General features: G+C 40.1%; 18 protein-coding genes. 9 read left to right on the plus strand and 9 right to left on the minus strand.

The features are described 5' to 3' along the window. Positions 1-59 precede the first annotated feature (59 nt). From ACL6C3_RS26550 to ACL6C3_RS26565, 4 genes are read left to right on the plus strand one after another with little or no spacing between them, the layout of a single operon-like run. Complete coding sequence (locus ACL6C3_RS26550; protein WP_413162654.1) at positions 60-518, plus strand: ankyrin repeat domain-containing protein; 459 nt, start codon at positions 60-62, stop codon at positions 516-518. Beyond that, on the plus strand, positions 505-1,791 hold the full coding sequence (locus ACL6C3_RS26555; RefSeq protein WP_413162656.1) for a SagB/ThcOx family dehydrogenase: 1,287 nt from the start codon (positions 505-507) through the stop codon (positions 1,789-1,791). Before ACL6C3_RS26550 ends, ACL6C3_RS26555 begins: the two co-directional genes overlap by 14 nt. A gap of 20 nt (positions 1,792-1,811) precedes the next feature. After that, positions 1,812-2,081, plus strand: coding sequence for a hypothetical protein (locus tag ACL6C3_RS26560; protein WP_413162657.1), 270 nt, complete (start codon positions 1,812-1,814; stop codon positions 2,079-2,081). Positions 2,082-2,096: 15 nt separating this feature from the next. After that, positions 2,097-2,423: a hypothetical protein gene (locus tag ACL6C3_RS26565; protein WP_413162659.1), complete on the plus strand. Its 327-nt coding sequence runs from the start codon at positions 2,097-2,099 to the stop codon at positions 2,421-2,423. A 572-nt stretch (positions 2,424-2,995) separates the two neighbouring features. Here ACL6C3_RS26565 and ACL6C3_RS26570 read toward each other — a convergent pair. The 3 genes from ACL6C3_RS26570 to ACL6C3_RS26580 are packed head-to-tail and all read right to left on the minus strand — an operon-like array spanning position 2,996 to position 5,453. Then, the gene (locus tag ACL6C3_RS26570) at positions 2,996-3,748 is read right to left on the minus strand and encodes a pantothenate kinase (RefSeq protein ID WP_413162661.1); all 753 of its coding nucleotides are present in this window, start codon (positions 3,746-3,748) and stop codon (positions 2,996-2,998) included. An 18-nt stretch (positions 3,749-3,766) separates the two neighbouring features. Then, on the minus strand, positions 3,767-5,167 hold the full coding sequence (locus ACL6C3_RS26575) for a DNA cytosine methyltransferase (protein ID WP_413162662.1): 1,401 nt from the start codon (positions 5,165-5,167) through the stop codon (positions 3,767-3,769). Positions 5,168-5,207: 40 nt separating this feature from the next. Beyond that, positions 5,208-5,453 (minus strand): hypothetical protein, encoded by a 246-nt coding sequence (locus ACL6C3_RS26580; protein WP_413162664.1) that lies wholly within the window; start codon positions 5,451-5,453, stop codon positions 5,208-5,210. A 101-nt stretch (positions 5,454-5,554) separates the two neighbouring features. Between ACL6C3_RS26580 and ACL6C3_RS26585 the strand changes: the two genes are divergently transcribed. Further along, positions 5,555-8,725, plus strand: coding sequence for an ATP-binding protein (locus tag ACL6C3_RS26585; RefSeq protein WP_413162665.1), 3,171 nt, complete (start codon positions 5,555-5,557; stop codon positions 8,723-8,725). A 21-nt stretch (positions 8,726-8,746) separates the two neighbouring features. Here the strand turns inward: ACL6C3_RS26585 and ACL6C3_RS26590 are convergent, their stop codons facing one another. The 4 genes from ACL6C3_RS26590 to ACL6C3_RS26605 form a co-directional block, all read right to left on the minus strand. Then, positions 8,747-9,607, minus strand: a complete 861-nt coding sequence (locus ACL6C3_RS26590) for a Tab2/Atab2 family RNA-binding protein (protein WP_413162667.1) — start codon at positions 9,605-9,607, stop codon at positions 8,747-8,749. Positions 9,608-9,694: 87 nt separating this feature from the next. Then, positions 9,695-9,883 carry a hypothetical protein gene (locus ACL6C3_RS26595; protein ID WP_413162669.1) on the minus strand — a complete coding sequence of 63 codons (189 nt, stop codon included), beginning with the start codon at positions 9,881-9,883 and terminating at the stop codon, positions 9,695-9,697. Positions 9,884-9,926: 43 nt separating this feature from the next. Beyond that, positions 9,927-10,550 (minus strand): hypothetical protein, encoded by a 624-nt coding sequence (locus ACL6C3_RS26600; protein ID WP_413162671.1) that lies wholly within the window; start codon positions 10,548-10,550, stop codon positions 9,927-9,929. Between the two features lie 31 nt (positions 10,551-10,581). Further along, the gene (locus ACL6C3_RS26605; protein WP_413162672.1) at positions 10,582-11,355 is read right to left on the minus strand and encodes a hypothetical protein; all 774 of its coding nucleotides are present in this window, start codon (positions 11,353-11,355) and stop codon (positions 10,582-10,584) included. Positions 11,356-11,590: 235 nt separating this feature from the next. On the opposite strand from ACL6C3_RS26605, the gene smpB reads away from it, so the two are divergent. Both smpB and fumC read left to right on the plus strand, forming a co-directional pair. Then, positions 11,591-12,058, plus strand: coding sequence for an SsrA-binding protein SmpB (smpB, locus tag ACL6C3_RS26610; protein WP_413162673.1), 468 nt, complete (start codon positions 11,591-11,593; stop codon positions 12,056-12,058). Between the two features lie 141 nt (positions 12,059-12,199). Further along, a complete protein-coding gene (gene fumC / locus ACL6C3_RS26615) occupies positions 12,200-13,612 on the plus strand; it encodes a class II fumarate hydratase (protein WP_413162675.1) in 1,413 nt (470 codons plus the stop codon). Here the strand turns inward: fumC and ACL6C3_RS26620 are convergent. Both ACL6C3_RS26620 and ACL6C3_RS26625 read right to left on the minus strand, forming a co-directional pair. Beyond that, positions 13,609-13,962: a hypothetical protein gene (locus ACL6C3_RS26620; RefSeq protein WP_413162677.1), complete on the minus strand. Its 354-nt coding sequence runs from the start codon at positions 13,960-13,962 to the stop codon at positions 13,609-13,611. The two genes, fumC and ACL6C3_RS26620, sit on opposite strands and share 4 nt — an antisense overlap. 205 nt (positions 13,963-14,167) lie before the next feature. Further along, positions 14,168-15,445: a HEAT repeat domain-containing protein gene (locus tag ACL6C3_RS26625; protein ID WP_413162679.1), complete on the minus strand. Its 1,278-nt coding sequence runs from the start codon at positions 15,443-15,445 to the stop codon at positions 14,168-14,170. Positions 15,446-15,794: 349 nt separating this feature from the next. Here ACL6C3_RS26625 and ACL6C3_RS26630 point away from each other — a divergent pair, with 349 nt between their 5' ends. Then, positions 15,795-18,953 (plus strand): hypothetical protein, encoded by a 3,159-nt coding sequence (locus ACL6C3_RS26630; RefSeq protein ID WP_413162680.1) that lies wholly within the window; start codon positions 15,795-15,797, stop codon positions 18,951-18,953. Continuing rightward, positions 18,950-22,828, plus strand: a complete 3,879-nt coding sequence (locus ACL6C3_RS26635; RefSeq protein ID WP_413162682.1) for a helicase C-terminal domain-containing protein — start codon at positions 18,950-18,952, stop codon at positions 22,826-22,828. Before ACL6C3_RS26630 ends, ACL6C3_RS26635 begins: the two co-directional genes overlap by 4 nt. Positions 22,829-22,865: the final 37 nt, after the last annotated feature.

Here is a 22,865-nt window from a genome sequence, read left to right on the forward strand (position 1 = left end):
GATTAGAGTTATCGAAAAAAATATAGAAATTCAGGTCATCGAGATCAACTCAAATGTTTATGACTCAGACTCTAACCTTCAGTGAAACAACCACTCATTGGTTGCTGGCAAATGGTTACACTCCCGATCATCTAGATCGCCAGGGTGAAAACGGAGATACTGCGTTGATGAAAGCCACTCGACAGAAGGAATTAACAGTTGTTAAAGAACTGATTAATCGCGGCGCGGATCTGAATTTAACGAATGATGATGGCAACAATGCCTTATGGTACGCTTGTTTTGGAAATGATTATATTTTGCTGGATCTGTTAATCAATTCGGGCGTTAATATTAACAATCAAAATGATAATGGTGCCACTGTATTGATGTATGCCGCTTCAGCCGGAAAAGAAGAAATGGTAAAGCTTCTCTTGAGTTGTGATGCCGATCCCGAACTGAAAAATTTGGATGATTTTAAAGCGATTGACTTTGCCAGTACCATCGAAGTCTTGAGGATTCTTAAGAATGTTAAAAGCTGAGATCCCAGGAAAACGTTATCACCAGCAAACCAAGCATTCCTATTTGTCGGTCTCACTCGATCCCAACTATGTTGATGCGTTGACTCAACCCAGTTGCTATAAATCTTATCCTCAATTCTATCCCCGATTTCCTTTAAACTCGGATAGAAAGGTTGAGAATCTGATTCGCCTCAGCAGTCAAATTACCTTTGAAAAAACCTATAAAAATAATTCGGTTCAGCTTAGAGTCAATCCCTCAGCCGGCGCGTTATATCCGACAGAACTTTATGTACAAATTCGCGGAGTTCAAGGCTTAATTGATGGGATTTATCATGTCGAAGTTGCCCGAAATAGTTTAACGCTGATCTATCAACTGATTGATGATGGAGTCGAAGATTATATTCTCCCAAATTATTGGGTAAAAGGGTTAATTATTCTCGTCAGTTGTGTATATTTTCGTTCAAGCTGGAAGTACAAAGATCGAAGTTTACGCTATTGTTTTTTAGATGCGGGTCATCATTTGGGTGCCGTTGAAGCCGCAGCCTATTTAGAAAATCAATATCTACAGCTTTATTTTGATTTTGATAAACGTTCATTGAATCAAGATTTAGGGTTTGAAAATAAAGAATTTATTACGGGCGCAGCAATTATTGGAGAACTAAAAGAAAAACCCACTCGACGACTGCGATCGCCAATTCCGTTTGTTTGCGGAACCGATTATTTTGAAGCCAATTCTATCGTTGAAGCCGGATATAAAGAAACCCTTTCGCCTTACAGTTTCCATCAAACTTGGAAAAAACCCGAGTTTTATTATGAACCCAAAAAGTTTTTAGAAGTCGTTTTTAAGCGACGATCCGCCCGCAAATTCCAGCAGCAATCTATCACTTACGAAGACTGGATGAGGATTTTAAATGTTCTCGAACAGCCCATCCCATCGGTTAGTTTTGAGGCGATAGAAATCTATGCTGTGGTGCATCGCGTCTTGAACTTAACTCCCGGTATTTATCGGGGAAATCAACTGATAAAAGCCGGAGATTTTAGGGAAAAGACGGGTTATTTGTGCATCAACCAAGCCCTGGGTCGAGAGAGTGCTGTAACGTTGTTTTTTGTCTCAGATTATCAGAACTATCAAACCGCTATTCAATGGGCGGGTTTGATCGGACAAAGACTGTATTTAGTGAGTCACTATCTCAATCTCGGTTGCAGTGGAATTGGTGCTTATTACGACGATGAAACGCAAGCGTTTCTAGAAACGGATAAAGATGTGCTTTATGCGTTGGTTATTGGTCAATAATTAAATGAGGAGAATTTACCATGACTGCACAACGTCAAGAACTTTATTACAATCTCATCGATGAATTAATGAAATGTCCGAACGGTCAAGAACCGGAAGTTTTATCGAACCATGAGGATTTATTAGATCAAGATTTCATCAAAACTGTAATGCAAGTTGCCACTATGATGGCTCATGAAAATAATCAAGATGCTGCCAAGTTTTTAATTCATATCGCTCGCGAACTTTCCAAAGCTTTGGGTTTGTATCCCGAATTGAATAAGCCTGCTACTACAACCAGTGAAACTTAGTTAAAAAGGAGAAAAATGGTTACTCAGTTAGACGCCAAAAAACTCGCTATCAATTTTTTGGGAGAGGACTTAGAACTTGTCGATGAAGAACGAGAATGGTTAAGTATTGTCGATTCCCGTTTAATCGATGAAGGTTGGTATATTGTAGAAGTTGGAGTCGAAGGATTGCCCGATAAATGGGTAATTCAAGTCTATGAAAATGGAGAATGCGACCCCTGCTATACCTTTATATCGCCGATTTTGCCTTCAGAAATTACAACGGATTTAGAAGACATTCCCGAAGGGATTGCGATGGCAATTGAATCAGAACGAGCGGGTCAAATTGTTGAAACCGTGCGATAGATCAATTGGCTTTTTTGCTTCTAATATTATGTCCGGTGAATCGATTATGATTATGTAGGGGCGGGTTTATTACAGTCACTCATTACCAGTCACCAGTGATGTAGGGGCGCGCCGAGCGCAATTATTTATGTTTTCCCAGTCTCAACTGATAGAAACCCGCCCCTCTTACGGTGATGCAGTAGGGCGGGTTTATTTAGGTTATTTGTGGGAAGACATACATCGAGCATCGAACCCGCCCCCAATCGTGTAGGGGCGGGTTTTGAATTGATTTATGTTTTTCCAGTCTCAACTGATATAAACCCGCCCCAATCGTGTAGGGGCGGGTTCTGAATTGATTTATGTTTTTCCAGTCTCAACTGATATAAACCCGCCCCAATCGTGTAGGGGCGGGTTCTGAATTAATGTATGTTTTCCCAGTCTCAACTGATAGAAACCCGCCCCTCTTACGGTGATGCAGTAGGGCGGGTTTATTTAGGTTATTTGTGGGAAGACATACATCGAGGGTGGAACCCGCCCCTACATCACTGGTCACTGTAAACTGTAAACTGTAAACTGTAATAAACCCGCCCCTCTTACAATGCGATCGCCGAAATTCCCCAAAAAATAACCTCGGGAACTAACGTTATTTTAGCATAAATTGACTGAAATTTAGCCTCTAAATAGGTCATTAAAATCTGAGCATCTCCTCCGGTTAACACAATTTGACTCTCGGGAAAATCTTGACACCAAACTTCGATAAAATCTCGAATTCCTGCTAACAACGTGTAAATAATACCACTGTGAATGGCGCCCGGTGTTTCTATCGCCCAACGTTGGGGAAGATGTTGAGGAAAATTCGCCAGGGGTAACGCCGCAGTTTTTTCCGCCAAAGCCGAAAATTGTAGTCCCAAACCGGGTAAAATAGCACCCCCAACCAAACCGCGATCGCGATCGCATCCGGTAAACGTTAACGCCGTACCCGCATCAATAACTAACACAGGAAAACCGAGTTTTGTTCCCGCTCCCAACACCGCTAAAGCCCGATCAATTCCTAAAGTTGAATAGAGATTTTTTAGCGGTAATTGTTCTAAAGAAATGACTTCAACGTTCGGGTGTTGTTGCCAAATTTTTGTTTGTTCGGGAACAACAGAAGCCAATTTTATCGGAACTGAACTTAAAAAAACATCTCGATTTTCCTCAAAAGCAGAATGTTCTGTATCCCAAGTTTTTAGCATTTTTGAAGCCTCAAATTCTGCCCAATGTAACCGGGAATTGCCAATCATTAGCCCGAACCAAACCCGATTTTTATCGTTAAAAATACTTGGCGAATTGTGGGATAAATTCATACTTTACCGCTTCTAAAATTAAACAGCATTTACCTTAAAATTTTTGTCATTCGTTTGATTTAAAATCACCTTTAACAGTTCTTTTGCTAAATGATAAACAACAGGTACGGAGACAGCATTACCAAACTGTTGTTTAGCCGTATTTTCATCTTCCGCCATCACAAACCGATCTGGAAATCCTTGTAATCTAGCATAATCTTCAGCGGATAGGGGTTTAAATTTTCGTTGGCGGTAAATTTCTCGGATAAACGTTTTTTTGTATTCGCGGGGTTCTTGACAGGCGATAGATTTTTGAGCAATAAAGTCTTTAGTTCCCGTTGCGGTTAAAGTAGCAATAACATCGGAATGGGGTAAATAAACTTTAGAAACTCCATTGATTCCCGTTGAGATTTTGGAGTTGACAAAATCATAACCTTTTCCTTCAATATATCTGAGAATTTTTTGGCTAACTAACTTCTCGATTTCTTGAAAGTGTAAATTGGGAATGAGTTCGGCTAAAACCTCTAAACTGAGGGGATTACCATCTTTTGAACCATATTTTTTCTTACGGCGATTTTTGAGGATAACTTGACAAATAAACTTTTCCCGTTCGCTGGTTTTAATCAAATCCCAAGAGTGTATGGTTGTGTGACCATCTCGAATATCTGCAAAGGTAAAAAAGTCATTTAATTCATCATTTTTTTGAAATCGACCTCTAGAAGTGGGAATTTTTCCGTTAAATAAAATCTCGGGAGGAAATTTTTTCTTTTGAATTTCCTGGGGTTTAATTCCTTCTACAAACTGATAAAGTTTCGGTTTTGTACCGATGGGTTGGGGAAATTGAAAGGGTTTATTTCGTTGTAATTCTTCCTGAATTCCCACAATAAAAACTCGATCTCTATCTTGAGATAAACCGAAATCATAAGAGTTGAGGATCTGTGCTTTGACCGTATATCCAGCATTTTGAAAACTCTTTAAAATCAATTCAAAACTTTTTTGATGGCGGGGTTCGGTTAATCCTTTGACATTTTCAAAAATAAATCCTTTGGGTTTATTTTCTTGAATAATACGAATAACATCAAACCAAAGTTTACCTCGGGGATCGTCAAATCCTTTAATTTTACCCGCAATTGACCAGGGTTGACAGGGAACACCCCCGACAATTAAATCGATTTCAAAAGGAAGCCGACTCAAACTTCTAACATCACCCAAGTTGAGTTCATCTTGATTCAAATAACTAATAAAATTTTTCTGATAAACCTTGAGACAACCCCCATCAATTTCGGAGTAACCCAAACACTTCCCTCCCAAGTCTTCGAGAGGAATTCTAAAGCCACCAATTCCCGAAAATAAATCAATGAAGGTAAACTTTTTTTGAATGGAAAGATATTTCAGAGGAACAAATAATTCCGCTTCTCGACCCAAGTAAAATTTCCCCAATTTTAACGATTCTCCATGATAAACTTAAACTTTATAACTCTTATTCATCACCTCTATCGGGAGAACACCAGGAAGCTAATAACTCTATTTTAGCCAACTGCATTAACTGTTCGATTTGGTGAGAATTACATTCATATTGAGCGATCAGTAATTGTTCAGCTTGGTGTTTAGCATCCTCAATAGAGGTACCAAACACAATCACTTCTTCGTCTGCGTGTCCCGTAACCGTATCAACGGGGACGACACAGCTATAAAGGGGTTGATCGTTTCTGGGTTGTTGTACCATTAGCAATATTTCCTCAAGAAATCGTCGATCATTTCCTCGTTATATTACACTATCGCTATACTGCAATTATCAGACTAAAGTAACAAATTTATTTGTCAGATATGTTCACTCCTCAAATTCAATCCCTAAAGTCTCTCATTCGTCAAGGTTTTAGTCAAGTTTCTTTACGAACACTTCTGACGGTTCCGTTTTTATTACAAATGTTAGGAATTGTCGGACTCACCGGGTATCTTTCCTGGCAAAATGGAGAAAAAGCAGTTAATAAACTGGTGAGTAAGTTACAAAATGAAGTTAGCGATCGCATTGAACAAAAGCTGTATTCTTTCCTAGAAACCCCCAAACTGGTGACGGAAATCAATCAAAAAGCGGTTGAATTGGGAGAGTTAGACATACAAAATCGGCTAGAATTACAGCGTCGTCTTTGGCAACAAATCGAGATATTTGAGCGAATTAACTTTATTCAGTTTGGAACCTATCGGGGAAATTATATTGGAATTTATAACAATCCAGAACTTTCTTTAAGCCTAGACATTAAAGACGAAACAACCAACGATTTTCTCTATAGTTACCAATTAGATAATCAAGGAAAGATAGATAAACTGTTAAAATCATCGACAATTCCCTACGATCCGAGAGTTCGTCCTTGGTATGAAGCCGCAATTGAAGCCAATCAACCCATCTGGGCGGATTTATACAATTGGTTTGATGAGCAAGGTTTAAGTTTAACATTTGTGCGTCCAATTCGGAACAATCAAAATCAAATTATTGGCGTGACCGGTGCAGATATCAGCTTTCAAGAGTTTAATGAATTTTTACGTCAACAAAAAATCGGTCAATCCGGACAAATCTTTATTATTGATCGCCAGGGTTATTTAATTGCTTCTTCGACTTTAGAAGCCGTTTTTACAATTGAAAATAATCAAGCAAGTAAAATCAAAGCGGTGAATAGTGGTGACTCTTTAATTACCGCTTCCGTGAAACATTTAGTTGAAAAGTTTGAAGATCTCAACAAAATTAAAGATTCTCAACAGCTTCAGTTTATCAATGAAGGGAAAGAAGAATTTATACAAGTTGTTCCCTTTAAAGATGAGTTTGGTTTGGATTGGTTAATTGTGGTTGTGGTTCCAGAAGCGGATTTTATGGAAGAAATTTATGCCAATACTCGCACAACAATTTTACTCTGTTTGGGTGCTTTAGTCATTGCTATCATTATCGGAATTTTTACCAGTCGTCAACTGACTCGCCCGATTATTCGACTCAGTAAAGCCGCCAAAGGCTTATCGGGTGGAAACTGGAATCAAACCCTAGAAAAGAATCCGGTTAAAGAATTTAATATTTTGGCGATCGCTTTTCATCAGATGAGTCAAGAACTTCAGCAATCTTATCAGCAACTTGAAGAATATTCTCAAAGTTTAGAACAAAAAGTTACCGAACGCACTCAAGAATGTCAACAGTCGGAACAAAAATTTTCAACTGCTTTTCGGAATACACCGAACCCAATTATTATCACCCGGATGAGCGATAGAAGTTATTTTGATGTCAATGAAAGTTTCTGTCGGTTAACCGGCTATACCCACGAAGAAATCTTAGGAAAAACCTCATTAAATCTTAATCTGTGGGTGACTCCAGAAGATTATGAGCAATTTTATAAAACCTTTGAAGCCGAAGGAAAAATTCGCAACTACGAACTCAATTATCGCACGAAATCGGGAGAGATCAGAACCGTGTTATTATCAGCAGATTTGATTGAAATTAACGGCGAACAATATCTTCTTTCTACCAGCAATGATATCACCGATCGCAAACAATTTGAAGCCCAACTCCAAACCCAAAATATCGAGTTAGAAACGGCTCGAAAAAATGCCGACGCAGCCAACCAAGCCAAAAGTATATTTTTAGCAAATATGAGTCACGAACTCAGAACACCTTTGAATGCGATTTTAGGCTTTAGTCAACTGATGTCAAAAAATCCGATTTTTGCGAGTGCGTCTAAAGAATTAGAAATTATTAACCGCAGTGGCGAACATCTTCTCAGTTTAATTAATGATATTCTTGATTTATCTAAAATCGAAGCGGGAAAAATTGTGCTTGAAGAAAAGCCGTTTGACTTATATTTTCTCCTCGATAGCTTAGAAGAAATGCTGAAGATGCGAACCCATTCCAAAGGAATTCAATTAACCTTTGAACGTTCTCAGGTTCCCCAATACATTCAAACCGACGAGAAGAAATTGCGACAAGTTTTAATTAACATCATTGGCAATGCAATTAAATTTACCGAAGAAGGAAGCATTACGCTAAGAATTGATTCTAACGCCGATAGTTCTAAGGCTTTCACTCCCAACACACCCGTACAACTTTTGTTTGAAGTCGAAGATACCGGAGCCGGAATATCGCCGGAAGAAATAGAGCAATTATTTGATGCTTTTGTACAAACGTCCGCCGGACAAAAATCTCAACAAGGGACGGGTTTAGGCTTATCCATTAGCCGAAAATTTATTCAGTTAATGGGGGGCGATATTTCAGTCGAAAGTCAGTTAGAAAAAGGAAGTATTTTCAAATTTAATATTCAAGCAACAACCGTAAAAGCCGAGCAAGTGATCCATCCAAAACCTCAAAATCAAGTGATTGCTCTAGCACCAAATCAGCCCCAATATCGAATTTTAGTGGTTGATGAAATTGTCGAAAATCGTTTATTAGTCAGCCAACTTTTACAACCTTTAGGATTTGCTGTTTTTGAAGCCGAAAATGGTTTAGAAGCAATTACCCAATGGGAAAAATATTCACCCCATTTAATCTGGATGGATATCCGAATGCCTGTGATGGATGGTTATCAAGCCACCCAACACATTAAAGCCACACCCGCAGGAAAAAACACAATTATTATTGCTTTAACAGCGAGCGCTTTATCTCTGGATAAAGAGGCAATATTTGCAGCCGGATGTGATGATATTCTTAATAAACCCTTTCAACCGACAGAACTTTTAGAAAAAATTGCCACACATTTAGGGGTTCGCTACATTTACGAAACGCCTAATAATGGCACTCAGTCATCTGTTTCTGGGGTTGAACTCACACCCGACAGCTTAAATATTATGCCTTTAGAATGGCTCGAACAATTCCATCAAGCCGCCATTCGGGGTGATGACGCTTGGATGAACGATCTCCTCACTCAAATTCCCGAATCTCATGCCGAACTCGCCGCAACTTTAACCACAATAATTGAAGAATTTCGCTTTGATAAAATTACGGCGATCACCGAACAATTAGTCTAAATTCTCAATCTAGAATTATAACTAAAAATCCAGTTCTTTTAATATCCAAAGTCCGGCAAAAGATTCCGAATTTGGATCGGATTGTACCGCCAGAAAATGAACATTTTTCGCTTGGCGTTTGGCTTGTTCAAACTGTTCGGCTTCGGCTTGAGTTGACGCATCAGCTAAACTCGCTAAAACCCAACTGTCATTTTCTCCCGTTTCCAACACCAAACTCGGACGATCGCTTTTATTAAATCGTAAAAAAGCTAATTCTAAACCCGACATCCAAGCCGCCAACGGCGTCGCCCGTGAAGAAAACACAATTAAACCCGGAATTTGCGTATCTTCACTTAAACCCACCATCGGCAAACCAAAAGCTTCACCAAACCCAATATCCCATTCCGGCATATCATTAAAAGCGCTCGCTTCTAAACTGACAAAAGCCCATTTCTCTCCCTGCAAAGCATCCGGTAAACGTTGCGGTGGAGACTCTATAAACTGCACCGAAGGATTACTCGTTTCCTGATAATTTGGTAAGCTTGGATAGTATTTTTCCTCGCGTTCTTCTAACCATTGAAACAACGCATAAGTCCGACGACTCGCCGCAGCAGGAATCGCCAAATCTTTACAAGCTTTAGTAATCATATTCGCCATCGGACGGCGAAAAAAACGAATTCTTTGTGGAGGTTCGGGCGCTTCTTTTATTGCTTCTTGAATAGCCCCCTGTAACCAAATAGAATTCACGTCGGTACTCGGACAAAATTGAGTATATCGAAATAATGAATCGGCGCGATCGCTAATTTCTAAAGGAGTCTGGCAAATTAAAACTTCCCAAACCTTTTTACCTTCTTCATCGCGCAGTGGACGACTATAAAAGTCCAGTTCCCAAATCGTTCCCATTTTGGCTTTGCTTGCTTGCGATCAGACTACCTGAGTCATTATATCGGTCTTCGTTACCCTGCGGGTTTAAGGAAGTTCTCTGGGAATTTACAACGGTTGGGGAATGGGTGCGGGGACGGGTTGGGGGATGGGTGCCGGAACCGGTTGGGGGATAGGTGCCGGCACGGGTTGGGGTGCAGGTGCGGGTGTCGGAATCGGTTGGGGTGGAGGTGCGGGGACGGGTTGGGGTTTTGGGGTTTGAATTGTTTGAATTCTGTTGTGAATTAAATTAATCATGGCACTTAAAATGTAAATGGGGTTATTAACGAAAATAAACGGGTTATTTGGAAGCTAAAAAATTACTCCCGCCTTCAGGTTGATCCTCAAAAACTTGCTCTAACAACCAACTGGGATAAGCATGGGAATGTTCCAGATTAAAACCCGTTTTTTGTGGATAGCTGTCTGTAAATTGGCTGACAATTTGTTCAAAATGAGTTTTTGAGTGCGTTTCTGTTTCTTCCATTTCAAACCCTAAACTCCACCAAAATTTATCGTCATCCAATTTGAGTTGAGTCAGTTCACATTCAACACCTTGATGATGACGTTGAGTGCGTTTTTTTTCAATGGGAACCACAGGTTGATCGCCCGTTCCTAAAGCTTGAATTAAATGAGCAGGAATTGATTCTTGATAACTCCATTTTAACCAACGTTCGATTCGACCTTGCCAAGCTTTGCCAAATGAATTAATTCCCAGTTCACTCTGACGCCATTTTAACTCTAGCTTTCCTTGACGTAATTTTAAATTAAGGCATTCACACCCTGGCGTATAAAAATAGTAATCTTCGCGCTCCTCTGGGGGGCTGGATAGTTCACCGGGACAAGTCTGTGTAAACCATTCTTCAATAGATTTGGGAATTTTACCCGACTCAAACCAACGAACCTCCAGCGTTAGAAGCGTTTCCATTCTTTCAATCTCCGTCTAACAATTCGATGAATTAGTACACAAAAACAGTACCATCTTCTTGAATCCGAATTGTTTTTTCACTACCCGTTAAATTGCCTTCTTCTTGCAGGGTAAACTCGACTTCTCCATCGTCTGCCATCATATCTTGAATGTCAATTAATCCGGCATCTTCCCGCAGGACTGTAATCGTAACAGGTAAAGGCAGATTCAACAATTCTGTTCCGCTTCCTTCGTACAGCAATCGATCATCTGTATGTCCGATTACTTGATAAGTAACCCAAGCATTGGTATCATTATTTAAGGTGACATCAACCGTACTACCATCAACGTTAATGTTTCCCATTGTTCTCAATTGATCGGCAGGCATTGGCGGTTGAATTACACCGACTCGATCGCCACGTTGATAACGGTTAGAATTCCGGTCATAGCGGTTATAATCCCGGTTATAACGATTAGAATCTCGATCATAGCGGTTATAATCCCGGTTATAACGATTAGAATCCGAATCCCCATAACGCTCGTTTTCGTAGACTCCGCTACCGGAATCCATCTCCCAGTTCGCCTCGGTTTCTACTTCTTCTTCGGCTCCGATTTCTCGAGTATATTCATTGTCCGGACATCCGGGCGGAACTCTAACCAAGCTGTTCAAAGGTTCTTGATAAAAGTCATCAAAGCAATAATCGAGATCGGTTTCAGGTTGAGCAGAAGCGACCTTCGGAACCAAGGGTAATCCTAACAGCAAAGTACCGCAAATTGCACCCAATAGTTTGGTATTTTTAAGATTTTGTAATTGTTGGCGAATCATAAATCCTCCTGATCTTCGGTTTTCCCAAAGCGTGTTTTCAATTCTTTTGAATTGAATCTTTTTAAACGCTATACTTATAATATAGAAATATTCGGAGGGTAATTTCATCTCCTGTAAGAGAGAATTGGTTGATCTGAAGCCGATGTTTATCAAACGGAAGTCGTAATTCTCTCGGAGGAAGTGACTCTCTGTCAGTAGATTTGAAAAATTGAGATCAAATTGAGGTGTGATTGATATGAGTAAAAATAATGGTGACGGTCGGAAAATTATTACGGATAACCGTAAAGCCCGCTATCTCTATGAATTATTAGAAACCTACCAAGCCGGAATTGAACTTCAAGGAACAGAAGTTAAATCGATTCGGGCGGGACGGGTGAATATGCAGGATGGTTATGCGTTAGTTCGCAATGGGGAAGCGTGGCTGATCAATGTTCATATTTCACCCTACGAAACCAGCGCCTATTTTAACCACGAACCTCGCCGGACACGCAAATTGTTGTTACATCGCAAAGAAATTAACAAGCTGATCGGTTTAGTTGAACAAAAAGGCTTAACATTAGTCCCGACTAAAATGTACTTTAAAAACGGATTAGTTAAAGTCGAGATTGCCGTCGGACGAGGTAAAAAACTGCACGATAAACGGGAAACCATGAAACAACGAGACGATCAGCGCCAAATGCAACGAGCGCTGAAACAATATTAAAACTTTACGATAGAGACGTTCCCGGTAACGTCTCTACAAGCCGAGATAAATTTCAGATTTTTTTAATCGTTTTTTGAGCGGATTTTATGATAAAAAATAAGACTAGATAGAAATCTGCACGTCTTCGGAGAAATACAAACAATGAACGCAGAAAACGCTACAAAGACAAAGCGAGTCGAACGGGATAGCATGGGAGAAATTGAAGTTCCCGCAACTTCTTACTGGGGGGCGCAAACCCAGCGATCGCTCCGTTATTTTTCCATCGGAAATGATTGTATTCCTGTTGAAGTCATTAATGCCTTTTGCATCCTCAAAAAAGCCGCAGCATTAACCAACAAAGACTTAGGTAAACTTCCCGAAGACAAAGCAAAACTGATCGTACAAGCGGCCGAAGAAATTATCGCCGGAAAATTAGACGGAAACTTTCCCCTGCGGGTTTGGATGACCGGAAGCGGCACCCAATGCAATATGAATGTTAACGAAGTTATTGCCAACCGAGCGATTGAAATCGCCGGGGGAAAAATGGGCAGTAAAACCCCAATTCACCCCAACGATCATGTCAATATGTCGCAATCTTCTAATGATACCTTTCCCACAGCAATGCACATCGCCGCAGCCATTGCCATTCATCAACAGTTAATTCCAAAAGTGCAAAAAATGCGGGAAGCGCTGCAAGCAAAATCCGAAGAATTTGTCGATATTGTTAAAATTGGTCGTACCCATTTACAGGATGCCGTTCCCCTGACTTTAGGACAAGAATTTTCCGGTTATGTCGCCCAACTCGATGCAAACCTAAAGCGAATTGAGAATATTTTACCCGATTTATATGAATTAGCCATTGGCGGCACCGCAGTCGGAACGGGATTAAATGCCGGGAAAGGATTTGCAGAAAAAGTCGCCCAATACATTAGTGAAATCACCAATTTACCCTTTGTTTCTGCCCCGAATAAATTTGCAGCAATGGCCGCCCATGATGCGGTTGTGATGGCGAGTGGAGCCTTAAAAACCCTGGCCTGTTCTTTAATGAAAATTGCCAACGATATTCGTTTTTTAGGGAGCGGTCCTCGCTGTGGTTTGGGAGAATTAATCTTACCGGAAAATGAACCCGGTTCCTCAATTATGCCCGGAAAAGTTAACCCCACCCAATGCGAGGCCATGACGATGGTTGCCGCTCAAGTGATTGGCTACGATACGGCGATTGGAGTGGCGGGGTCTCAAGGACATTTTGAGTTAAATGTCTTTAAACCGATGATGATTTTTAATCTGATTCAATCCATTAATATTCTAGCAGATAGCTGTAATAATTTTACCGATTTTCTGCTGGTCGATTTGCAAGCGAATACCGAAAGAATCAATCAATATCTCGAACAGTCGTTAATGTTAGTCACCGCCTTAAACCCAAAAATTGGCTACGATAAAGCCGCAGAAGTTGCCCATATCGCCCATGAAAAAAATCTAACCTTAAAACAAGCTTGTTTAGAACTCGGTTATATTTCCGCCGAAGAATTCGATCAAATTGTCGATCCTCGGAAGATGGCTTATCCCGATGTTTAGTCCTTTTTAATCAAGGCTATAATCCTGGAAAACCAACGTTTTAGCCTTGCCAAAATTTTTTCAATATTGAGTATCAAGACAGCCGCTAAAATCAAAGCGGCTCCTTGAATGAGTTGTTTTTGAGTTTCCGAGAGTTCAACCTGTTTAAACCAAGTGTCAAAGATGAAATCTAATTTTCCCCCGACAATGGCAATCACACCCCCCACAAACCACAAAGTTAATAAACCAATCAGTAGAAAGAGCATTTCAGAAAAAGCCTCTTCCTTTCTCCCCGTTAAAATTTTAACTAACCAAGGAATTGTTAATAGAAACAACACAACCCAAAACAAAAGAATAACTGAATTAGACATAAATCATGATCAAAACGTTAATTTATAATAGCGTCAATTGGCTTACTTGGTCTGAACTCAAAATCTTGAAAACACTTGACAAGCTCTCAGCATTGGTGGCACAGCAACTCTTTTCTACAGTCTAGGTTAATATCAGAACAGCGAGCCAAACGACTCGCCGCAAGATAACAATAATTAGAGAAAATCGAGATAATTTTTAACCCGCTTATTGTTCTCCAGAATTAGGTTTTTGCAAAGAGAGATTTTGCGGTTTTTCCTTTTGTTTAAGCGGATAAGATTTGAATTTTTCCAAGGCTACAGTTGCGGCTCGCACAACAGCATAATTAGAATCCCGCAAAGCACGTTGTAAAAAGGGAATCACCTTTTCAGATTTAATCTCTCCCAACGCTTTTACAGCATCTTGACGAACTTGAGGATTAGAATCTTGACTCAGTTTGGCTAAGGTGGGAATCGCTTGCTGAATCTCAGTTCTTAAACCATTTGTAGAGGCAATTTTACCCAATGCGATCGCCAACTGTTCGCGAACTCGATCATTTTGGTGTTGAGCATAACCCAACAGTTGCGGTATCGTTGAAAGTAAACCCGAATCTCCCCAATGATTAATCGTTTGAATGATATAAGTATCAATCGCTTCATTCCTCGGTAAATAAGCAGTTTTTTCCGGATCAGACATCACCACAGAAGGCGGATTTTCAACAGTAGAATTCTCCGCCTTCTCCTGCATCGAACGCACTAATTCATCCGTTCCCTGACGAATACTGACTCGATATCCTTGTTCTAAACCTGTAATTGCATTTTGAATTTGACTTTCTTGAGCCGCTTCTAAATTTTGGCGCAATTGTTGGATTTCAGTTTGATGTTGTTGTTCTAAAAAACCCATGCGACTTTGAATTTCCGCTTGGGTCGTTTTGCTCTCTTGATTGAGTTGTTGGAGTTGAGTTTCATACAAGTTCATCGCTTCACCCATACCCCGAACTTGAGCCTTACTCACTTCTAACTGTTGGTTCATTTGTCTGAGTTGGGCTTCATAAGTCTTGAGATCTTGATTCATTTGTTGAACTTGCTGTTCGCTATCCACCAACTGTTGGTTAACTTCTCCCAGTTGCGTTTCATAGTTCTTCAAAGATTCATTCATCTCGTCGAGTTCCACATCTCGAACTTGAATTTGTTCGCCGAGTTGACGTCGTTCACTTGTTAATCTGTCTCGCCAAGATTCCTTCACCTCTTCGAGTTTTTGCTGATAGTAACGTTCGGCTTCTTCGCTTTGTTTTCTCAGTTCGGTTTCATATTCCAGTCGCAGAGATTCTACAGTCTCTTTAATCCGATTTTGATGTTGTCTCTCTAGCTGTTCAACTTGTTGGCGAATTTGGGTTTCATAGGCTCTTTTTTGACTTTTTAACCGTTTATCCCACCACCAAAAACCAACCCCGAAGCCGGCAAAAGCCGCAGCAATTAACATAATCGCTAGGTTGAGAAATTCCATATCTGCCTCCCTGTTGACAATAAGTCATTATAATAATAATCTGGCGTTACTTTTGCATCAATTTATTCAATTAAACCGGTGCAGGCATGGACGTTCCATTGAAACCCCTGACTCTTGGGCAATTTCCCCTCTTTTGCTTTTCTTCTACCAGGGGATTGACAAGCTAGAATCACTGTAATAAAATCAAGCGTTAGATACCATTCTCTTGGGTTGGGTCAACTCAAGCAGAGTGAAGCTGTCTGAACAGGCAGAATAAAGGAGACCCCAAAAAATGACAGATTCAAATGAGGGTGCGTCCCTACAGGCTTCGCAGCAGCAAGCGTAGCTCGATCTTGCACTGTTAGTTAGTTTGCTCGAAAAAGCGATCGCCGTCAATTCCCAAAGTTCAGGACTTTCTGACAATCCTAAACAACGGCCCCTATTTTACTACGATCAAGACAAAAAACGATTGAGAATCTGCACCTCGGGCGTACTGTTGCGGCTATTTTTCCTAAAAGAATTTAAGTCACAAGATAGTAATTTTGTCTTTGTCAAAGATTTCGATCCCCCCGGATATGGCTTTGTGAGTCGCATTGGGGGTCAACTCAGCGAAGGAAACGAACAACGACTTCCCAACGCGGTTGATGAACTGCGAGAGAGCATTTTAGAAGCTTTAAAAAACGCACTTCCCTCCGATGTGAAGTTAGAAGATTTTCTGATTGATAATGTCGAAGAAGAGTTGCAGAAACTAGCGAAACGGGTTAATGGATTTTTTCCGTCGGGAATCAATCAGGCGAATTTAATTCCCCTAGCTTTTGACGAACGCAGCCAAGCCAAAAGCGATCGCGGAGTTGAAGTTGCGAAAATTATTTCCGCAGTAGAACGCATTGATAGCAGTAATTATTTTAAGCGAATGTGCGACGCGATCGCCCACGAACTCGAAACCAATCGAGGTGCAGATGAAGATGAAATTGACGAAGCGATCGCCAGTTTAGAAGCGGAATATAACCGAGTTGAAAGTCAAATTAAACGCTTTATCGAATTTCTTGACGATGAGGCTTTATCGCGGGTTCGTTTAAATATTACGTCTAGAATTATGGAGGCGATCGCGAACAAAGCCAAAGACAGTCAAGACCACAATAAACAAATTTTAGCAGAATATATTCAACGAATCAAGCACTTTGTTGAAATTGTCAAAGATCAAGGATTAACACTCAATCTCACCGCCCATTATGGATCGAGGGCGGAAATCAATTTTCTCGATTATATTAACAGTGCTAGATTCTTCTCTTGTCTGGCTGTTTGGCCGGAATGGAAAACCCAAATTTTTGAAAATAGACAAGCTAACTCAGACTCGACAGATAGTAATATTATTCGCGAAATTAGCTATCGTTTTCGGATCAATGGAAACAATCCAGAGCGAGGAAAATCTGCCTTTATCGCCCGCTTAGAGAAAATCCAAGAAGATTTATTACAACCAGAGAACCTCTCACCCTATCGGCTCAGAAATTGCTTTGCAGAACTCTTTTTTCTGTCCGTTGTTGTTCCCATTGATAACCAAAGTTCAACCTCTGAGGAGGTTGATCAAGAAATGCAAGAACTGGTTGAGAAAATTGAAGAGATCCCCAGAGAGAAAATCGAGCAAGAAATGCAAGCACTGGTCAATCAAATTGAAGAGACCCCCCGAGAAAAAATCGATGATTTTATTCAAAAACTGATTGCTCGTGAGAGTTCAATGAATAAAATTGCAACGGCTTTAATCAGCATTATCAAAAGCAAAGGGGAACAAATTATCTCAGAGGTTTACCGTCAAACCGCCACGCAATTTATTTGTTTAAAAAAGGGAATTGTAGATTGGAATAGACTGGAAGGAGCAGAAGCCGGAACCCCAGATTTATTAGCAAGGTCAACCTCACCAGAACAGGATAAAATCGCTTGGTTACAACAAATCGAAATCGCCGAAAATCCGTCATCGATTGCCAATCTTCTGTTTTCAATTAAAGTAGAGACTGAATTATTAGAACGAAATTTAGTGACCATCAAAGATCAGGAAACATCTGTAAAGATTCAACGGTGTTTACCCGAAAAATTATTACAGGTGATTTTTGTTCCTTGTGAGTACACTAAAAACCAAACTAAAGCGGGCCAATATCAATATTGTCAGAGTGTTAAAAATGCTGTAGGATGGGCTTTACCCAAAGCCATTCAAATAGAATATGAAACTCGAACGTTACAAAAAAGAGATTCAAGAAACACAAACGAACAAGGAAAACAACTACATTCAGCCGCAGTAACCGCCTTTGCAGTTTTAATTTACACTTGTTTGTGGTGTATCATTAAAGAACTCAAAGACACCGAAAACTTATCCTTTACCACCTCAATTCTAAGACTACAACAAAGCCAAGAAAATGATGATAAAAGCGGCGAACAATATATCTATGCTGCGGCTCAAGCCCTGGAGTCCTTGTTGGCTCAAGATAATCCCACACGAATGCAGGGGCTAGTCTTACAAAACCTGACAAAGAACAATGCAAGCTATGTCAAAAAAGGAGTATTCACCGCCTTATTTAGTGCATTTCCCATCGCTATTTCTACTCCAGAAAAACCCGCCGTCTCCAAACTGGGTTTAATTTCTTATAAAAGTCGCCCCTGCGATGAAAGTGCAAAAAATCCGCAAAAAAATGATATAATTTCAAGTCAAAGCTACATCGCCACCGCTATCGAAAAACCCTTCGATGGTTACGAACTCAAAGCCGAACGAACGCAATCTGATATTGTTTCTACAGAAGAAGAACTCCGCGAACAGCGACTCATTAAAGAAGAAGTCGCCTATCTGGAAAAACAAGGCTGCAAACATATTATTTTATTAGGTCACAGTTACCGAAGTCGTCGGATTAACAAAACAGCCGACTATAACACCCCTTTAGCGGATACAAACTTCCTGCAAACACTTTACCAAGATTTCCCCGATTTAACGATTTATACCCTGCTGCGAGATGTCTTTCCAGGAACAAGAATGCGACAACGTTTGACCTCTCAAGAAGCCGCTTTTGAAATTTTACGAGCCAGCGATCACACCTATTTTTCTGAGCAGATTAATGAAATGGGGTTACGCGATATTATTCCGGTTTATAGCTTTGCAACGCTATTTGCGATAGAAACCCGAGACCAACAAAGACCACAATCGGGATTTTGTGTTTATTTTCTGCTTTCCGATTCTCGCCTTAGTAATATTAATTGGACGGAAAAATCACGTCAACATTTAATCAATCCCGAACAAAATTCAAGCGTTCATCCTTGCTTATTAACTGTATTGCGAGGACTGCATTTTATTGAAGCCGAACGGGGTGTACAAAGTCAACAATATATTCCCGTTCTTGACCCTTTTAGTTGGATTTCTCCGAACACCGTTGAAGCCGCAGGAGAAGTCAAAATTTTACACTCTCGTCGCCAAGGAAAAGTATTATTAAGTTATCCAGCGATACTCACTCGAATGGCTCAGGTACTTCGTCGGAGGACCAACCCATGAATAGTAATTTAGAATTAGAACAAACTCAAATTTGGGGGCGAGTTTTTGAAATCGCCGTACAACGCGGTGTCCTCGCTCATTTACTGCATAGTTATTCTTTAAACGAAGAACATCCCCAACTCGAACCTTGGCGAAAAGTTAGTATTAACAAACTCAGTAAACACCTCATTCAAGCTTTTAAAAATACGACAACCTTACCTGTTCACGATAATTCTGTTGAAGAACGGGTTCAGGAATATTTACGTCATTTATTGATTTTAGGGTACGGTTTAGGGTGGACTAGCTTACGAGAATGTCTGAATCATTATAAACCCTCTCGCTCGATGAAATTAGAGGCGTTTTGGTGTCCTTTAACCTTACCCGGAGAAACGGATAATAGAGAGTTGGAACCCAAGAAAACGGCTGAGGAATTTTATCAAGCCTTTAACCTTTTAGATTATATTGATTCGTCTATAGTGACTCAGGGACAGCCAGGAAGAGCCGACTTTTTACTCTGGCTATCTCCAACGGAAGAACAGCTAAAAAAACGTCAACCCCCGGAAGATTTTATTCTCTGTTTTGAGTTTTCTTTTAACGCTCCTTTGGAATTAAAAAACTTTCGTTTGGAAACCTCTCACTGTGAAGAAATAAACCGCTACGCCCGTTATCTGGATGCCCGGGGAAGTTTTTCGCGTATTTGTGCAGAAGTTCAAGGCGATCAACTGCAAGTGAGTTCTAAATTAAAAGAGTATCTTTTTGTGTTTAGTGGGAAAGATAAACCCCTTTATAAATTGTCTCAAGCTGCTTCCTATACGCATAAATTAGTTGAATTACTGCAAAAGAAAAAGCGGTTACAAAACTCTTGTCTGGCTCGATCAATGGCGATAACATCAAACGGGGTAGAAAGTTTATCGGCTCATTTTAATTCGGAGAATAACCCCCAAGTTCAGTTAATGAAATCTTTGGGTGAAGCTTATGAACATCTCATCAAACAGAAAACTCCAGAAAATTTTAACGCTGAAATTAAAGTCGTTTTTAATACACTTTTAAACTCTTTACCGCCAGCTTTAAAAAAGCAAGCAAAAAGATATTTTAAGCAAACTGACAGCTTTGATAAACATTTAAGCATGGATTTTTCAGAGACAGTTGAAGACTTCTTTCAACCCATGCAAACCTTTGACAGACAAGATATTTTAGAAGCGATTGAAGAAACAGAAAAGCTGCAAGCTTACTTTCAAACCTCTCCCCGTTCGGCGATTGAACCCTATTTAACTCAACCCAGTTTAACGCTTAGAGATGCTCATAAATCGGCGATAAAAGCGGGTTTATATTCGGCAATATCTGGGCGATTAAATGTTATCGCTTTGGAAGGAAATCCGGGAATTGGGAAAACTGCTTCGGTTGTCTCTTTTCTGAAAGAACAAAAGGACGGATTTTTATTTTTATATGCGAGTCCTCGCGTGGTAATTAACCAAAATGTTACCCAAGATTTAGCCCAAGAACAGGGTAAAAAAACCGGAATATTAACAGTAACAACTAACTCTTTGCTCATTGGTTCGGCTAAAACATACTACGAGGAAAAAATAGCCCTTCAAGAACAAAAACCGAAAAAGATTGATGGTCTTGTTGTTGTCAATGGAGTTGATCATTTACAACATCCAGTCAAAAGTAGTATTCTTTTTATTAATCCCCAACAAGAAGAAGAGATTAATAATGATCTCGCCAGAAGTCAACGTTATAAAAAATCTCTGAATGAACGGGATGAGCTAGTGAATACGAAAATAAATCCTGGAGTTTTACGAACTCTCGCAACTGGAACTCGTCATTTATTAGAAAAAAATCCCCAAGTTCAACAAGTTGTTTTAACCGTAGCGACGCAAGGTTATCGAAATTTAAGTCAAGGGACGACAATTGAAGCGTTAAGCAACTTATTTCGCAACCGTGTTAATACTCAACCCGGAATTAATGAACGTCTAGAATTTGCCAAACGGGTTCCGACAATTATTGTGATGATAGATGAAGTGGCGGGGGATGGAGCCGGAGCATTATTTGTTAATGAAATCGCAAAATGGTTGCAAGAACAGTTTCTTCTACCTTTTAAAGATTCACCGTTTCGGGTAATTTTAATTATTGCTGATGCGTCTTTAAGTAATGAAATTGTTCTCAAGAATTTTCTAGAAGCGGGTAAGCGGGTTCCCGATAAAGTTTTGATCAGTCCGAGCCGAGGTAAAGAGGCGTTTCGGGTAACGGAAACTGAATTAAAAATTGGGGGAAATAAACACTCTGCCCTACATATTATGACCAACAGTTATCCGGCGACAGAATTAACGATTGATTATAGTATTCGTTTGTCGTTAATTACTCCCGAATTAACTTCTGATGGCAAGCCGCAAAGTATTAAATCAGCCATTCGTCAACAAAGTGAATCCGTTCTTTTGAATAATGCTTGGCAAGAAATAAAAAAAGGGTTAAAAAATAACGCTCAACAAATTATATTTTTTGCTCAAGATAAGGCATTTTTACGCAAACTGAGAGAAATGTTAACCGAGGGAGATAAACGGTTATTTTTAAAAAAAGATGATGTTCAAGTGATAGACCAAAGTGTTTTACCCCGTGAACGCCTGCGGTTAGTTACCGAACCCCAACGGGATAACGTGAAAGTCTTTTTAATGACATCTTCCGGGGCGAGGGGGGTTTCTTTTCCGAAAGCCGATTGGATTATTGCCTCTTTTCCTCGTTTTAGTGTTGAAGCTTCGTTGATGGAAATTGCCCAGTTAATTTATCGGGGGCGGGGACAATATACCCATCCAGAAACGGGTGAAAAATGCTCCGGTGAAAATATTCCTCGGCGGCTCGTTTTGCTGATTAATGACTTTTTTATTCCCAGTGAAACCGTCGATCAAGAGCGTCAATGGTTGCGTCAATCCAGCGATTTATTAACGTTATTATTAATGCTGCGTTCGACCATTTTGACTCGAATAAAAGGGGATGCAGGACTGCGAAAACAACGGTTGGCTTTTGTTCCCGTTGGTCGCATTGGCGATGAGGAGTTAATTCAGTTAATCTCTGATGATATTCAACAGTTTTTGCAAGAAGCTAATGTTTTTGTTAACGATAGTAGCTATCCTTCTGAATTCAAGGGACTGGTGAAAAAGGGTCAACAATTCGTAGAAGACTTGTTTAAAGATTTTAGATTATCAGGACGAACGACTAAAAAAGATCGGGTTTCCTACGCCAATTATCCGACCCTTGAAGCATTGGTTAAAACCGTTTCTCGTCCCTCAAGTCCCCTTTTACCGAAAGTCAATGACACAACCAAGATTCCTGATTATCTCACTTGTTTGGGGGCGTTTTGGTGGGAAGATTGGGGCGATCGCCAAATTCAAGAAAAATACAGTTTCTCCGAGTCTCAAGCCAAAATTCGCGAAGCGAGAAAGCAATTAATGGGGATATTAAATCAAATAGCTGAGTGTCAAAAAATCCCGAGAAAACTGCGTGACCCCGCTCGCGATATCCATAAAATTTTACTTCGTGAAAATAACGCAGAATGGCGAGAATATTCTATAATAGAAGAGATTAAATCCAACGATGTGATGATTGCCTTACCCCTGGATTATCCCCAATTTTGGAAACCCCCTTTCAATAGCGATGGGGTTGAAAGAAAACAGGAATTCGTTGACCCGCAAACCTGGCGAAATGCTTTGGGACGGACATTAACCCCGCAAGGGTCTGTAATACCTATAATTGCCAAATACCAGGATTTTCCTTGGGCTGCGGTGGCTAGCCGACATTCGATTTCTTCGTTAGAATTAGCGTTTAATAACCGCTATTTTATGGCGTCTTCGGAGTTGAATTTGCTCAACACCATTTTATTAGAAGACCCGGAAGAAAGCTGATTCATTGATTACAATAAATCTCGATTATTATGTCATT

The organism is Capilliphycus salinus ALCB114379, from assembly GCF_047276495.1.
Classification (GTDB): Bacteria; Cyanobacteriota; Cyanobacteriia; order Cyanobacteriales; family Microcoleaceae; genus Capilliphycus; species Capilliphycus salinus.